This is a genomic window from Spongiactinospora sp. TRM90649, assembly GCF_029382225.1.
Taxonomy (GTDB): Bacteria; Actinomycetota; Actinomycetes; order Streptosporangiales; family Streptosporangiaceae; genus Spongiactinospora.
In genome coordinates, this window is record NZ_JARLTC010000007.1 from 29978 (window position 1) to 43930 (window position 13953).

The window sequence follows — 13953 nt, forward strand, 5'->3', positions numbered from 1 at the left end:
CAATGGACACCATCGGGCCACACGGCGCGGGGGTGACGCCGTCGGGCGGGGAGCCGGGGTGAGGCTTCCCGCCCCGCGTGGTCCCGTCACCGCGACGCTCTTCGAACGCCTGCGCGGCCCGGCCGGTCACCGGCCGCTGCCGCTCCCGGCGGCCGGTGGCACGCTGACGGACGACGACTTCCAGCTCGCCTTGTTCGCCTGCTACGAGCTGCACTACCAGGGCTTCGACGACGTGGACGACCGCTGGGAGTGGGCCCCCGCGCTGCTGGCCGCGCGGGGGGCGCTGGAGCGGCGGCTGGAAGAGACGCTGGCGCGGGCCGTGCCGACGCCGCCGTACGATCCCGCGCGGGAGATGCGCGCGGCGCTCGGCGACTTGACCGCCGCCGACGACGGCCCCTCGGTGTCCGCCTTCCTCGCCCGCCGGGCCGACCTCGGGCACTTCCGCGAGTTCGTCGTGCACCGGTCGATCTACCACCTGAAGGAGGCCGACCCGCACACCTGGGCGATTCCCCGGCTGTCGGGGGCGCCGAAGGCCGCCCTGGTGGAGATCCAGGCCGACGAGTACGGCGGCGGCCGTCCCGAGCGCATGCACTCCGAGCTGTTCCGCGCCACCATGCGCGGCCTGGACCTGGACGACTCCTACGGCGTCTACCTCGGCCGCGTGCCCGGCGTCACGCTGGCCATCTCCAACGCCATGTCCCTGTTCGGCCTGCACCGCCGCCTGCGCGGCGCCCTGGTCGGGCACCTGGCCGCGCTGGAGATGACCTCTTCCGCGCCGAACCGCCGCTACGCCACCGGCCTGCGCAGACTCGGCGGCGACGACACCGCGGCCCGCTTCTACGACGAGCACGTCCAGGCCGACGCCGTCCACGAACAGATCGCCGCCCAGGACCTGTGCGGCGCCTTCGCCGCCGCTCACCCCGACCTGGCGGGGGACGTCCTGTTCGGCGCGTCGTGCGCCCTGTGGTTGGAACGCGCGTGGGCGGCCCACATCCTCGGCCACTGGGAGCGCGGCCTCACCTCCCTGCTCCCACGCCCCGCCCTGAACGGCTCGCTCATCCGGTAGAGGACCTCAGATCATGTCTGACCGCATCGCCGACCGCTGGGGACCCCGCACGCCCTACGGCCCCGGAGAGGAGTGGCCGGTTCGCGTGGACCGCCACCTTGAGGGCGACCTCACGGAGGCCGACGTCGACTCGTGGGTGCCGTCCGCGTCGATCCTGCACTCCAACGGCGACGCGATGGACATCGCGGTCAAGGACGGGCGCGTCGTCGGCGTGCGGGGCCGCGCCGCCGATCGGGTCAACCACGGACGGCTCGACCCGAAGGACCTGTACGGCTGGGCGCGGACGGCGACCTGCCGGGGCTGCGCAACTGGGACAACCCCGAGCACATCCGCGAGCTGGGCCGAGCTGTGGAACGTCGAGCCGTCGGTCATCCCGCACTGGGCGCCGCCCACGCACGCCATGCAGATCTTCCGCTACGCCGAGCAGGGCTCGATCCGGCCGGCGGGCCGTCCCTGCGACTACACCGGGATCACCTACGGCCTGCTGCGCGGTGGCGGGGTGCAGTGGCCCTGCACGCCGTCCGCGCCGCACGGCACCGAACGCCTGTACACGGACGGCCGGTTCAACACCGATCCCGGGTACTGCGAGACCTACGGCCATGACCTGACGACCGGCGCCGAGTACGGCAGGGAGCACTACACGGCCCGTCAGCCCGCCGGACGCCGCAGGCGCTGGTGGTGGCCACCGGGTAGCGCCCGGCGCCCCCCGTTTGGCGATCGGCCGCCAGGGCAGCCACCGGGGCATGGGGGGTGCCCATTCGTGATGGATGTTCCTGGCCGCCTGGATCTCGACTATGTGCTGCCGTTGCGCTGGCACGAGGACGCGGGGCTCGGCGAGCTGACGGCCTATCTGCGCGTGCTCGCCCGGCACGTGCGGGTCATCGTGGTGGACGGCAGCCCGGCCGAGCTGTTCGACCGCCACGCGCGCCGCTGGCGGGGCCTGGTCCGGCACGTGCGCCCGGCGGACGGTCTCCGGTTCGCCAACGGCAAGGTCGCGGGCGTCACCACCGGTGTGCGGCTCGCGACCGGCGACCGCGTCGTGATCGCCGATGACGACGTGCGCTACGACCTGCCCGGCCTGGCCGCGGTGCACGCGCTGCTGCGGGACGCCGAGCTGGTCAGGCCGCAGAACTACTTCTCGCCGCTGCCCTGGCACTCGCGCTGGGACACCGCGCGGACGCTGCTCAACCGCGGCCTCGGCGCGGACTATCCGGGCACGTTCGGCCTCCGGCGCGCGTTCTTCCTGCGCGCGGGCGGCTACGACGGCGACGTGCTGTTCGAAAACCTGGAGCTGATCCGCACCGTGCGCGCCCACGGTGGGCGCGAGGCTCGCCCGCCCGGCCTGTACGTCCGGCGGCTGCCCTGCGACGCCCGGCACTTCTGGGGGCAGCGGGTCCGGCAGGCCTACGACGACCGGGCGCAGCCGGTCAGGATGGCGGCCTTCCTCGCCGTGCTGCCCGCCCTCGCGCTCATCAGACGGCCCCGTACGGTCCTGACCTGCGCCGCGCTGGCCGTTTGCCTGGCCGAGACCGGACGGCGGCGCGCCGGCGGACGGCGGGTCTTCCCGGTGACCGGCTCCCTGCTGGCACCCGTCTGGATCCTGGAACGAGCGGTCTGCAGCTGGTTCGCACTGGGGGCCGCCTTGACCGGCGGCATACCCTACGCGGGCGGCCGGATCCGGCACGCGGCCCACTCCGTGCGACGGCTACGCCGCCGGGCCCGGACCGCTGGGCGCGCGGAAACCGGCGGCCTTGTGCGAGCCGTCGCAGAACGGCTTGACCGAGGACAGGCCACACCGGCAGAGCGCGACCGTCGCCCGGCCGGGGTCGATCGGCTCGCCGTCCTGGGTGCGCAGTTCGAAGCGCCCGCGTAGCAGCAGCGGGCCGTCCTCGCAGGGCGTCACGGTGACCATCTCGTCCATGCCCCACCACCTGCCCGAACCGGGCGCCGTCAGCCCACCGGGTTCAGCCGGGCAGCGTCTCGCCGCCGATCGGGGCCAGGATCTCGCCGGTGTAGTACGACGACAACCGGCCCGCCGCGAAGAAGACGTACGACGGCGCGATCTCGTCGGGATCGGCGGCACGCCCCATCGGCACCTGCGAACCGAACTTCTCCACCTTCTCCGGCGGCATCGTCGCCGGGATCAGCGGCGTCCAGACCGGGCCGGGCGCCACCGCGTTGACCCGGATGCCCCGCTCGGTGAGGTTCTGCGCCATCGAGTAGGTGAACGCGTTGATCGCGCCTTTGGTGGCGGCGTAGTCGATGAGCGTCTTGTTGCCGCGCAGGCCGTTGATGGAGGAGGTGTTGATGATGGCCGAGCCCTCGCGCAAGTGGGGCAGGGCCGCCTTGGTGACGCGGTAGTAGCTGGTGATGTTGACGGCGAACGTGCGTTCCCACTGCTCCTCGTCCAGTTCCTCCAGCGAGTCGACCGGTGACTGGTAGGCCACGTTGTTGACCACGATGTCGAGCCCGCCCAGCTCGTCCACCGCGCGCCGCACGACGGCCGCGCAGTGGTCTCCGTCGGCCAGGTCGCCCGGCAGCAGCACGGAGCGCCGTCCTTCGGCCTCGACCAGTTCGCCGGTGTGCCGGGCGTCCTCGTGCTCGGTCAGGTAGGCGATCGCGACGTCGGCGCCCTCCTTGGCGAAGGCCACGGCCACCGCGCGGCCGATCCCGGAATCACCTCCGGTGATCAGTGCGCGTTTGCCCTTGAGCAGGTCGCTCCCGATGTGGTCGCGCATCTCGTCGCGCGGTTCGGGGCTCATCGGCCCGGTCTTCCCCGGATATGGCTGGTCCTGTGCGGAGGGCGTGCTGCCCGGTTGCTCTGGCATGGCCATCCCGTGCCCGGGCACGGGTAGTGGTAACGCCTTCGGTGTCCCCATTCTCTGCCGAGCGATGGCCGTTCGAGCACGCCACCCGAGGGTAGGGGCGGTCTCCCGGACGAGGAGGCGCGGTGTCACTGCACCGGCAGGACCATGTTGTGGACGACCTGACCATCGCCGGTCACCGTAGACGCGGGCCGGGCACCCCCGTGGTGTGCGTGCACGGGGCCGAAGTGTCCAGCAGGGAGCCGCTCCCGCTCGTCGAGGTGCTCGGCGAACGCCACGACGCCTGGGCGATCGACCTGCCTGGGTTCGGGGCGAGCGGCAAGCCGGCACGGCTACCGCCGCGGAGCTGGGCGCCGGCACCTTGACGCTGTACTACTACGTCCAGACCAAGGACGAACTGATCACCCTGATGGACGACGCGATCATGGGCGAGGTGCTGATCCCCGCCGACGAGTTCCCCGCCCACTGGTACGACGCGCTCACCGCGATCTCGCTACGCACCTGGGACATGCTGATGCGCCGCCCCTGGGTGCTGCACTCCCTGCAGAACGCGTCGGCCGGCCCCAACGCCATGCGGCACTTCGAGCAGTCGCTGGCCGCCGTCGCCGACACCGGGCTGGACGCGCCCGGCAAGTTCGCGGTGCTGGCCATGGCTGACGACTACGTGCACGGCAACGCGCTGCGCTCGGCCGAGATGCGCTCGGCGGACGCGACCGCCATGGACGCCGAGGCGGTCGAGGCGGCCATGCGGTTTTCCCAGGCTCAGCTCGCCACCGGGGAGTCCCCGCAGACCGAGGCGCTGCTCGGTGATGATGATCCCCGCACCGCCTTCCCCCGGCTCATCGGCGAGATGTCCGGACGAGACCGGTTCCGGCGCGGCTTGGCCGTACTCCTGACCGGTGCGGCGAGCAGGATGAACCTCCGCCTGCCCGAACGTTGAGCGCCTGCTAGAGGGCGGTGGCGCGGAGGAACGCCTCGGCGAACACCTGGGTGACATCCCGGACCGGAGGCAGGCCGTCGCCCAGCGCGTCCTGGAGCACCGGGCGCAACAGCATGTGCCCCGCCATCGGCCCGATCATGAGCTGGATGAGCAGCGGAAGCGGGAGCGGCCGCAGTCGCCCGGCGTGGATCTGCGCGTTCAGCACGGCGCCGAGGCTGTCGAGCATTCTGGGCAGGTTGGCCTTCAGCATCCGCGCGGCCGTGCCGTCGGGGCGGGTGAACAGGTCGCCGAAGATCGCCGGCAGCACCCGCGGCTCCCGGTCGAACGCCTCTGCCAGTGCGGTGTAGACGGCATGGACCATGTCCTGGATCCGCTCGGGCGGATCGGCGGCCAGCGCCTCCAGGTCGGGGACCGGGACGTACCGGTCGAACATGGTGGCCAGCAGGCCGTCGCGGTTGCCGAAAGTGGCGTGCAGGCTGGTCGGTGAGCAGTCGGCGGCCACCGCGACGGCGTCCATCGTGACCGCGCCGAGTCCGTCGCGGGCGATGAGCACGGCCGCGGCCTCGATGGCGCGTTCCCTGACCGGTGGACGGCCGCCGGGATCGATTCCGGTCTGCCGGACCGCCTCCTCCAGGCCGGCCCGTGATCCGCCGAGCCTTCTGATCAGGGTGCTGCGCGAGATGCCCGCGGCAGCGGCGATCGCGCCCAGCGGCACGTCGGCCACGTCTTTGCCGTGGCGCTCGGCGGCCACCAGCGCGGCCGCCACGAGATCTTCGTCCACGGCGACCGATGATACTCCTGCTGGGATGAACCTCATAAGCATATCGTCTCCAGCATTAACTCATCAAATGATGAGTTAATGAGACCTTGTATGATCAGCGTGATCGGTGCGGGATTACCGCGCACGGCCGTGGCGGCGGTCAACGCCGCCGGCCGCGCCGAGGACTCTCGGCGGCGCCTCATCGTTGGTGGGCTATTCCGGGGCGGTGGGGTGGGATGGGATGATTGGTGCACCATGACCGCCTCTATGTCGTTTCGGCTTGTCCGCGCTGCGGTGTTCGCCGTGGTGTGTGTGGGGCTGAGCGCGGCGGCGCACCGGGTGAGTGGTGGGACGCTCTCGGTGGCGGTGGTGGCGGGCGGTCTGCTGCTGGCGTTCGGGGCCGGGGCGGCGGCCTCGGGGCGTGAGCGTTCGCTGGCGGTCATCCTTCCGTTGCTGGCGGGGACGCAGGTGGCGCTGCATGTGCTGTTCTCGCTCAGTCACGCGCCCGTCGTGCAAGAGGTCACCGGTCATACGCACGCGTCGACGCTGGCGCCCGGGATGGGCATGCTGATCGCGCACGCCTGGGCCGCCGGGATGAGCGCGATGTGGCTGGCCAAGGGCGAGGCGGCGCTGTGGGGGGTGCTGCGCCGGCTGGCGGTGCGGCTGCGTCCCATGCTGGTGCCCTATCTGCAGCCGGTGGACGAGCCGGACGTCGTCGTGGCGGCACCCGAGCCGGGCCGGTTGCGCTCGGTGCTGCTGGCGTCCGCCGCGCCCCGGCGCGGCCCGCCGTACACGCAGGTCTCTCTCCACTCCGGCTGACCGCCCTCGGCGGGGCCGGAGGACGTCTCCATGCCCGGTGTCATCGGCTCCGGGTCCGCGGCCACCTCGCAGGTCGGCCGTCGAGTGATCCTGCGTGCATCCGCCTTCGGCGTGACATGGAGTCTTTCCGTCGCCGAGGCCTGCCTTGAAAGGCCTTGTTCCACGATGTTCTTCCCCCTTTCGCGTTCTCGCGTTCTGTCTGTTCTGTCGCTTCCGGCGCTGGCCGCCGTACTCGTGAGCGGGTGTGCGGCGGCCGAGCAGGCCGTCTCGGCCGCGCCGCCGAGCGTCGCCGTTCCCGCCGGACCGGCCCTGACGGTCACCGATCCCTGGGTCAAGGTCACCGGCGAGGGCATGACCGCCGCGTTCGGCACCCTGGTCAACAACACCGGCGCCGAGGTGCGGGTCGTCTCCGGCACTTCGCCGCTGTCGCCGAAGATCGAACTGCACGAGGTCGTGGAGTCCGGCGGCAAGATGGTGATGCGCCCTAAGAAGGGCGGTTTCGTGATCCCCGCCCGTGGGACACATGAGCTGACGCCCGGCGGCGACCACATCATGCTGATGGACATCACCGGCAAGGTCGAGCCGGGCGCGGAGATCCCCTTCACGCTGACTCTGGACGGCGGCGGCACCCTGCGGTTCACCGCGATCGGCAAGGAGTTCGCCGGTGGCAAGGAGGACTACCAGCCCGGATCCGGCAAGGACGGCATGCACGCCGGCGGCGACGGCGAGGACAAGGGCTGATGGGCGGTCACCGATCCGGCGAGCCTCCGCTCAGCCGGCGGTCCTTGCTGGCCTCCGGCGTCGCCACGGCGGGCGCGCTCGCCCTCACCCCGGTTCCCGCCACTGCGCAGACCGGCCCGGCGACCGAGCCGTTCCACGGAACGCATCAGGCCGGGATCGCCACCGGCCCGCAGGCGCACGCCGTCTTCATCGCGCTTGACCTGCGCGGCGGCGCGGACCGGGACGCCGTCCGGCGGATGATGCGCCTGCTGACCGACGACGCCCGCCGTCTGACCGCCGGACGGCCCGCGCTCGCCGACACCGAACCCGAACTGGCGGCACTGCCCGCCCGGCTGACCGTCACCTTCGGCTTCGGCCCCGGCCTGTTCGAGGCGACCGGCACGACCGCCCTGCGCCCACCGCAGATCGCACCGCTGCCCCGCTTCGCCATCGACCGCCTGGAGCGGCGCTGGAGCGGCGGTGACCTGCTGGTGCAGATCTGCGCCGACGACCCGCTGACCGTCGCGCACGCGCTGCGCATGATCGTCAAGGACGCCCGCGCCTTCGCCCGGGTGCGCTGGACGCAACGCGGGTTCCGGCGCGGTGCCGGGATCCAGCGGGCCGGGCAGACCCAGCGCAACGTCATGGGCCAGCTCGACGGCACCGTCAACCCCACCCCCGGCACGCCCGGCTTCGACCGCGCGGTGTGGGTGGGCGAAGGGCCGGGCTGGCTGCACGGCGGCACCACCCTGGTGCTGCGGCGCATCCGGGCCGAGATGGAGACCTGGGACGCGGCCGACCGGGTCGCCAAGGAGTTCACCGTCGGCCGTCGCATGGACGACGGCGCTCCGCTGACGGGCACCCGCGAGCATGACGAACCCGACTTCGCCAAGCTGAACGCGGCAGGGCTGCCGGTCATCTCCGAGTACGCCCACATCCGGCGGGCGCGCACCGCCGACCCCGCTCTGCGGATCTTCCGCCGCGTCTACAACTACGACGAGGGGCTGTCGGCGGACGGCCGCGCCGACAGCGGGCTGGTCTTCGCCTCCTACCAGGCCGACGTCACCCGCCAGTTCCTGCCGGTGCAGGAACGACTGGCCGAGGCCGACCTGCTGAACGAGTGGACCACGCCGATCGGGTCGGCCCTGTTCGCCGTCCCGCCGGGCTGCGGCCCGGACGGCTGGATCGGGGAGGGCCTGCTGTCATGAACCTCCTCGTGGTCAACGATCCGGTGGCAGACGGCCGGTGCGGGCGTCATACGCCGGACGACGCGAATGCCGGGCCGGGTTCGCCCGCCTCGTAGGAACCACCCGCCCTCTGGCGGCCCGGCGTCGGGGTTCGCGCCGCCGGAGGGCAGGTACCCGGCCACCGCAAGGCTCGCACGGACGCGCTTCGTCCGAGGGCCTCCGGCCGGTCCGGTTCCCGTTCACCGGCGGGCGGCCGCACGCCGCCCGTGTCACGGCCATGCCCGCGCGCCCGTCGTGCGGCGATCCTTCCGCCGCCGGGCCGCGTACCCCCATCAGCTCGTGAAACGGAGCCGACCATGACGTCCACCGTTCCGCCTTCGGGTCCGACACCGGAGGCGTCCACCATTACCGCCACCGCGGATCCCGCCGAAGCGCCCACACCCATGCCCGCGCCCGGCTCCTCCGGGCGTTACCGCGTCGTGTGGCGCTGGCACTTCTACGCGGGCCTGTTCACCGCGCCCGTCCTGCTGGTGCTGGCGATCACCGGCGCGATCTACCTGTTCAAGGAGCCCTTCGAGAACTGGCGCTACGCCGACGTCCGCACCCTGTCCGCCCCCGTCGCCACCGCGCTGCCGCTTAGCACCCAGATCCAGGCCGCCCTCGCGGCCCGCCCCGGCTCGACCCTGGACGGCGTGATCCCGCCGCAGGCGCCCGACCGCACCACGCGGGTCGTCATGGCTGCCGGCGACCCGTCCAATCCGTTCGCGCAGGGGATCTCGGTGTACGTCCACCCCGGCACCGGCGAGGTGCTCGGCCAGATCGACGACTCGGCCACGTTCATGCGGGTCGTGCGGACCGTGCACGGCGAGCTGATGGCCGGGGTCACCGGCGACCGGATCGTGGAGACCGCCGCCTGCTGGGCGCTGATCCTGGTGGTCACCGGCGCGTACCTGTGGTGGCGCGGCCCGGCCCGGCGCCGGCTCCCCCGGTCGGCGTGGCGTCCGCTGAAGCGCGGGCGGTTACGCCGCGTCCACGCGGTGACCGGGGCCGTCGCCGGTGTGGTCCTGGTGTTCCTGGTACTGTCCGGCCTGCCCTGGTCGGGCTTCTGGGGCGACAACCTGTCCAGGCTGCAGGCTTCGATCGGCTCGACCTCGCCCGACGCCGCTGCCTTCGCCCGCGAGTCGGTCCCGGCCAAGGAGCTGACCGCCAACCCCGACACCGCCGTGCCGTGGGCCGCTGAGCGACTGCCGGTGCCCGCCGACCCGGGCGGCGGCGGCGGGCACGGTGCTCACGGAAGCGGTACGGCCGGCCGCGGCTGGTCGTACCCGGGGTCGATCACCGCCGAGCGGGCCCTGGCCGCCGCCGCCCCCGAGGCCGGAGGTTGCAGGCAGCCCGGGTGTGAGCTGAGCGTGCTGCCGCCCGCGGGCCCCAAGGGCGTCTACACCGTGGTGGCCACAGACGTAGAAGACCCGGCGCTGGGCCGTACCGTGCTGGTCGACCAGTACAGCGGCAAGGTCCTGGTGGACTACGGCTGGGAGGAGTACGGCCTGCTGGCCAAGGCCGTGGAACAGGGCATCGCCGTGCACGAGGGGCGTCGCTTCGGTACGGCGAACCTGCTGGTCATGCTGGGCACCTGCGTGGCGTTGATCACGCTGGTCGTCTCCGGAGCCTGGATGTGGTGGAAGCGCCGCCCGCGCGGCCGTCTCGCCGCCCCGGCCAGGACCACCGACCGGCGCACCGCCTACGGAGTCCTGGCGGTGCTGGCGGTACTGGGCGTGGTGTTCCCGCTGGCCGGGATCACCATGGTCGCGGTGCTGTCGCTGGACCGGCTGGTGATTCGCCGCATTCCCAAACTGAACACCCTGATCGGCTGAGCGGGCACCACGTTCGCCCTTGACCTCCCCTGCCCTCTGGAATCTGATCGGATGGGGGCGGGGGAGCCTCAGTTCCGCTTTCTACGGTCGTGCTTGAGCGCGAGTCGGACGGCTCCGTAGATGATGACGAACAGGGCCAATCCCATAAGGAGCCAGTAGATCAGTACATCGACCACATTCATGAACGTCATGACTGATGCCTCCGGTTCTACCGACCTTCTCGCTGAGGCACCAGCTTGTCAAGATCGGAGGCCGATTCGGGGGTCAGGCGGTAGAACCCTTGCAGGCTGGCCGCGCGTTCGAGGCGCCCGTCCTCGGTGACGTACTTGAGCGTCCGGGTCTGGCCTCGTGCGTTCCGCCAGGTGGGGCGGGGCAGAAGAGCGCCGGGAACCGAGAGGTCGAAACGGACGGGCGTCGCGTCGACGTGGATGGGCTCGGCCCAGTTCGACCGCCGAGGCGAGCGTCTCCGGGTAGTCGCTCACGCGCCGGATCCCTTCGTGGGGCGTGCTCACCCTCGGCCAGCCAGTCGGCGATCGCCATGGAGATGGGCAGGCCGGTCAGCTTCTCCACCCAGGCCCACTGGCCGTTGGAGTTCAGCTCCAGGTACACGTACTCGCCCTCGGGCGTGAGGATCACGTCGATGCAGCCGAAGGACAGGCCGAGCGAGGCGACCAGCTCGACGCGGTGTCCTTCCACGTCCGCCGGCGGGTCGAAGGCGGAGAAGCCGGTGAAGTCGCCGTCCACGTGGCGGAAGTCGTCCGGAGTCCCGGACGCGGCGACTCCCCGCTCACGGCACCTGATCACGGGAGGGCCGACTTGCGGATGGCTGCAGGACCGCTTGGACGCGGATACTCCGCCGCGCGGGTCCCAGCGGGTCGCAAGTCCGTTCCAAGCTCGCGGCCCTAGCTTTCCCCGGCGACCTGTGCGCATGTTCGGCCACGGAGGAAAGAGGGTCATGTCGAAGATCACGATCGACGATCCGAACGACGCCACCCGCCCCGTCCCACGTCCCCGCCACGCGGCGCCGGCGCGGCAGCAGGAGGGGAGGGTGTACCGCGAGGAGGCCCTGCGCGAGCACGCCGCGCCCCGCCCGGTCCGGCGTCTGCCGCTGGTGGTCAGCGGCCCGTCGTTCCTCGTGCTGTGGCTGGTCGTGGCGGCGATCGTGGCGGCCGGGGCCGCGCTGACCGCGATGGCCGTGCTGGCCGTGGGAGCGGCCGGATGATCCGCCGGCTGCCCGTCATCCTGCAGAACACCGACACCGAGTGCGGCGCCGCCAGCCTGGCGATGGTGCTCTGCCACCACGGCCGGCGCACGACCCTCCACCAGGTCACCGAACGCCTCCAGATCGGCAGGGACGGCCTGAGCGCCAAGGCCCTCCTGGACGGCGCGCGCGAACACGGCCTCAAGGCCAGGGGTTTCTCCCTGGCCCCAGAAGACCTGGCCCGCGTCCCGCTCCCGGCCGTGGCGCACTGGGAGTTCCGCCACTTCCTGGTCGTGGAGCGCTGGTCGCCGGACCGCGTCGACGTCGTGGACCCGGCGGACGGCCGGCGCAGGCTCACCGCCGAGGAGTTCGGCGCCGGGTTCACCGGCGTGCTGCTGGTGTTCGAGCCGGGGGAGGGCTTCCAGCGCGGCTCGACTTCCATGGCGGGCGCCTGGCGCAGGGAGTTCATGGGCACGCTGCTGCGGCGGCGCAAGGGCCTGCTCGCGCAGATCGTCGCCGCGTCGCTGCTGCTGCAGTTGCTCGGGCTGGCGCTGCCGATGTTCTCCCAGCTCCTGCTGGACACGATCATCCCGGCGCGGAGTGTGGACGTGCTGACCTTGCTGGGCGGCTCCGTGCTGCTGGCGGGCGCGGCCCAGTTCGTCATCGGCTACCTGCGCAGCGCGCTGCTGGTGGCCGTGCGGGCCCGCGCGGACCAGCAGCTCACCGAGGGGGTGGTCAGCCATCTGGTGGCACTGCCCTACCGGTACTTCACCCGGCGCGGTAACGGCGACCTGGTCACCAGGGCGGCCAGCGTGTCCACCCTCAGCGCCCTCCTCACCGGCCAGATCGTGGCCGCGCTGCTGGACGGCCCGCTGGCCGTCGGGTACCTCGTGGTCGTCTACTTCTGGGACCCCGTCTTCGGGCTGGCGCTGAGCGGTGTGGCCGTGCTCCAGCTCCTCCTCATGCTGGGCACCACGAACCGCATCGCCACGCTCACCAGGCAGGAGCTGTCGGCGCTGTCGGCGTCCCAGAACAGCCTCATCCAGACGATCATGGGCATCGAGACGCTGAAGGCGTCCGGGGCCGAGCAGCGAGCCGTCGAGAAGTGGTCGGCCCATTTCAACCGGCAGCTCGACGCGGACGTGCGGACCGGGCTGGCGCAGGGGCTGCTGGAGTCCACGCTGTCGGCGATCCGGGTGGTGGTGCCGCTCGGGCTGCTGTGGCTGGGCACCTGGCGGGTGCTCGACGGGCAGCTCACGGTGGGCGCGCTGATCGCGCTCAACGCCATCGCGCTGGGCGTGCTGACCCCGCTCGGCTCGCTCATGGCCGGGCTGCAGAGCCTGCAGCAGGCGGGCGCGCACTTCGACCGGCTCTCGGACATCCTGGCCACCGACCCGGAGCCGAGCGAGGGCATCGAGGTGCTGCGGCTGCGCGGCGCGATCGAACTGCGCGACGTGAGCTTCCGCCACGACCCGCGCGCCCCGTGGACGGTTCAGAACGTGTCCGCCGACATCCGTCCCGGCCAGAAGGTCGCGCTGGTGGGAGCCTCAGGGTCGGGCAAGACCACGCTGGCCAGGCTGCTGCTGGCGCTGCACTCCCCCGTGGTGGGTGAGATCCGCTATGACGGCGTGCCGGTCGGCGAGCTGAACCTGCGCACGCTGCGCCGTCAGTTCGGCGTGGTCACCCAGGACCCGTCCCTGTTCAACGGCTCGATCAGGGACAACATCGCGTTGAACGAGCCCGACGCGCCGCTGGAGCGCGTGGCGGCGGCGGCGCGGGTGGCCGCGCTGCATGAGGAGATCATGGCCATGCCGATGGGGTACGAGACGATGCTCACCGACGGCGGCGGCCTCTCCGGCGGCCAGCGGCAGCGGCTCGCCCTGGCCCGCGCCCTCCTGGCCCGCCCCAAGGTGCTGCTGCTGGACGAGGCCACCAGCAATCTCGACAGTGCCACCGAGGCCGCCATCGAGGCGAACCTGAGCCACCTGGCCCAGACCCGGATCATCATCGCCCACCGGCTCAGCACGGTCAGGGACGCCGACGTCATCCTCGTCGTCAGCGGCGGGCGCATCGTCGAGCGCGGCACACATCAGGAGCTGATGGCCTGGCGCGGCACGTACGCCGAACTGGTCGCGACCCAGAACGTTTCGACTGCCTGAGGCGGCAAAGTAGGTCAACCCTCACAACAGAGGTACGAGGTCTGCCGGCGGAACTACCGGGTGATGTCCTGGACCGCACCTACGGTCGTGAGCTGCGGGGAGAGACGGACGATCCGGATTACCTGGTCGCCCAGGGCGAGTACATGCGCGCGTGCGTCGTGCGCACCTCTTCGGTGAGCCTCGACCCGGATCTCATGAGCTTGATCACGTTCCGGGTGCTGGTCGGTCAGGCGGACTACCACGTGACGGGAGCCCTCAAGGAGTGGGACATCTTCGACAGGCTCGACCGGATTCGAGTTCCCACGCTGGTCCTCGGCGGAGAGTTCGACGAATGCGTCCCCTCGCATCTCGCGGATATCGCCCGCCGCATCCCGGATTCCGAGCATGTCACGCTCGTAGCGG

At 71.9% G+C, this 13953-nt stretch carries 14 protein-coding genes; 10 read left to right on the top strand and 4 right to left on the bottom strand.

The features are described from left to right. Nucleotides 1-58: 58 nt before the first annotated feature. Both P3X83_RS09305 and P3X83_RS09310 read left to right on the top strand, forming a co-directional pair. The gene (locus tag P3X83_RS09305) at nt 59-1066 is read left to right on the top strand and encodes an iron-containing redox enzyme family protein (RefSeq protein ID WP_277304511.1); all 1008 of its coding nucleotides are present in this window, start codon (nt 59-61) and stop codon (nt 1064-1066) included. Nucleotides 1067-1079: 13 nt separating this feature from the next. Then, entirely contained in the window at nt 1080-2939 is a 1860-nt protein-coding gene (locus P3X83_RS09310; RefSeq protein WP_277304512.1) for a hypothetical protein, read from the top strand. 91 nt (nt 2940-3030) lie between these two features. On the opposite strand, the gene P3X83_RS09315 is transcribed toward P3X83_RS09310, so the two are convergent. After that, the gene (locus P3X83_RS09315; protein WP_277304513.1) at nt 3031-3828 is read right to left on the bottom strand and encodes an SDR family oxidoreductase; all 798 of its coding nucleotides are present in this window, start codon (nt 3826-3828) and stop codon (nt 3031-3033) included. Nucleotides 3829-4016: 188 nt separating this feature from the next. Between P3X83_RS09315 and P3X83_RS09320 the strand changes: the two genes are divergently transcribed. Next, complete coding sequence (locus tag P3X83_RS09320) at nt 4017-4256, top strand: hypothetical protein (RefSeq protein ID WP_277304514.1); 240 nt, start codon at nt 4017-4019, stop codon at nt 4254-4256. Next, nucleotides 4253-4831 carry a TetR/AcrR family transcriptional regulator C-terminal domain-containing protein gene (locus P3X83_RS09325; RefSeq protein ID WP_277304515.1) on the top strand — a complete coding sequence of 193 codons (579 nt, stop codon included), beginning with the start codon at nt 4253-4255 and terminating at the stop codon, nt 4829-4831. The genes P3X83_RS09320 and P3X83_RS09325 overlap by 4 nt, the downstream gene beginning before the upstream one ends. 7 nt (nt 4832-4838) lie before the next feature. Here the strand turns inward: P3X83_RS09325 and P3X83_RS09330 are convergent, their stop codons facing one another. Continuing rightward, a complete protein-coding gene (locus P3X83_RS09330) occupies nt 4839-5612 on the bottom strand; it encodes a TetR/AcrR family transcriptional regulator (protein WP_277304516.1) in 774 nt (257 codons plus the stop codon). A gap of 246 nt (nt 5613-5858) precedes the next feature. Here P3X83_RS09330 and P3X83_RS09335 point away from each other — a divergent pair, with 246 nt between their 5' ends. The 4 genes from P3X83_RS09335 (at nt 5859) to P3X83_RS09350 (ending at nt 10191) form a co-directional block, all read left to right on the top strand. Continuing rightward, complete coding sequence (locus P3X83_RS09335) at nt 5859-6410, top strand: MFS transporter (protein ID WP_277304517.1); 552 nt, start codon at nt 5859-5861, stop codon at nt 6408-6410. 234 nt (nt 6411-6644) lie between these two features. Then, entirely contained in the window at nt 6645-7151 is a 507-nt protein-coding gene (locus P3X83_RS09340) for a copper chaperone PCu(A)C (protein ID WP_277304518.1), read from the top strand. After that, entirely contained in the window at nt 7151-8338 is a 1188-nt protein-coding gene (locus P3X83_RS09345) for a Dyp-type peroxidase (protein WP_277304519.1), read from the top strand. The genes P3X83_RS09340 and P3X83_RS09345 overlap by 1 nt, the downstream gene beginning before the upstream one ends. Nucleotides 8339-8673: 335 nt before the next feature. Next, nucleotides 8674-10191 (top strand): PepSY domain-containing protein, encoded by a 1518-nt coding sequence (locus tag P3X83_RS09350; protein ID WP_277304520.1) that lies wholly within the window; start codon nt 8674-8676, stop codon nt 10189-10191. Between the two features lie 264 nt (nt 10192-10455). On the opposite strand, the gene P3X83_RS09355 is transcribed toward P3X83_RS09350, so the two are convergent. Next, the gene (locus tag P3X83_RS09355) at nt 10456-10995 is read right to left on the bottom strand and encodes a hypothetical protein (RefSeq protein ID WP_277304521.1); all 540 of its coding nucleotides are present in this window, start codon (nt 10993-10995) and stop codon (nt 10456-10458) included. Between the two features lie 151 nt (nt 10996-11146). Between P3X83_RS09355 and P3X83_RS09360 the strand changes: the two genes are divergently transcribed. Together P3X83_RS09360 and P3X83_RS09365 are read left to right on the top strand one after the other, a co-directional pair. Further along, nucleotides 11147-11413: a hypothetical protein gene (locus P3X83_RS09360; RefSeq protein ID WP_277304522.1), complete on the top strand. Its 267-nt coding sequence runs from the start codon at nt 11147-11149 to the stop codon at nt 11411-11413. Next, the gene (locus tag P3X83_RS09365) at nt 11410-13551 is read left to right on the top strand and encodes a peptidase domain-containing ABC transporter (RefSeq protein ID WP_277304523.1); all 2142 of its coding nucleotides are present in this window, start codon (nt 11410-11412) and stop codon (nt 13549-13551) included. Before P3X83_RS09360 ends, P3X83_RS09365 begins: the two co-directional genes overlap by 4 nt. 53 nt (nt 13552-13604) lie before the next feature. On the opposite strand, the gene P3X83_RS09370 is transcribed toward P3X83_RS09365, so the two are convergent. After that, nucleotides 13605-13937 (bottom strand): hypothetical protein, encoded by a 333-nt coding sequence (locus P3X83_RS09370; RefSeq protein ID WP_277304524.1) that lies wholly within the window; start codon nt 13935-13937, stop codon nt 13605-13607. Nucleotides 13938-13953: the final 16 nt, after the last annotated feature.

What these genes read in the sequence shown, in the direction of transcription:
- P3X83_RS09345 (WP_277304519.1), top strand. Translation starts at nt 7,151, where the DNA reads ATGGGCGGTCACCGATCCGGCGAGCCTCCGCTCAGCCGGCGGTCCTTG.
- P3X83_RS09360 (WP_277304522.1), top strand. Translation starts at nt 11,147, where the DNA reads ATGTCGAAGATCACGATCGACGATCCGAACGACGCCACCCGCCCCGTC.
- P3X83_RS09370 (WP_277304524.1), bottom strand. Translation starts at nt 13,937, where the DNA reads ATGCTCGGAATCCGGGATGCGGCGGGCGATATCCGCGAGATGCGAGGG.
- P3X83_RS09335 (WP_277304517.1), top strand. Translation starts at nt 5,859, where the DNA reads ATGTCGTTTCGGCTTGTCCGCGCTGCGGTGTTCGCCGTGGTGTGTGTG.
- P3X83_RS09365 (WP_277304523.1), top strand. Translation starts at nt 11,410, where the DNA reads ATGATCCGCCGGCTGCCCGTCATCCTGCAGAACACCGACACCGAGTGC.
- P3X83_RS09310 (WP_277304512.1), top strand. Translation starts at nt 1,080, where the DNA reads ATGTCTGACCGCATCGCCGACCGCTGGGGACCCCGCACGCCCTACGGC.
- P3X83_RS09350 (WP_277304520.1), top strand. Translation starts at nt 8,674, where the DNA reads ATGACGTCCACCGTTCCGCCTTCGGGTCCGACACCGGAGGCGTCCACC.
- P3X83_RS09315 (WP_277304513.1), bottom strand. Translation starts at nt 3,828, where the DNA reads ATGAGCCCCGAACCGCGCGACGAGATGCGCGACCACATCGGGAGCGAC.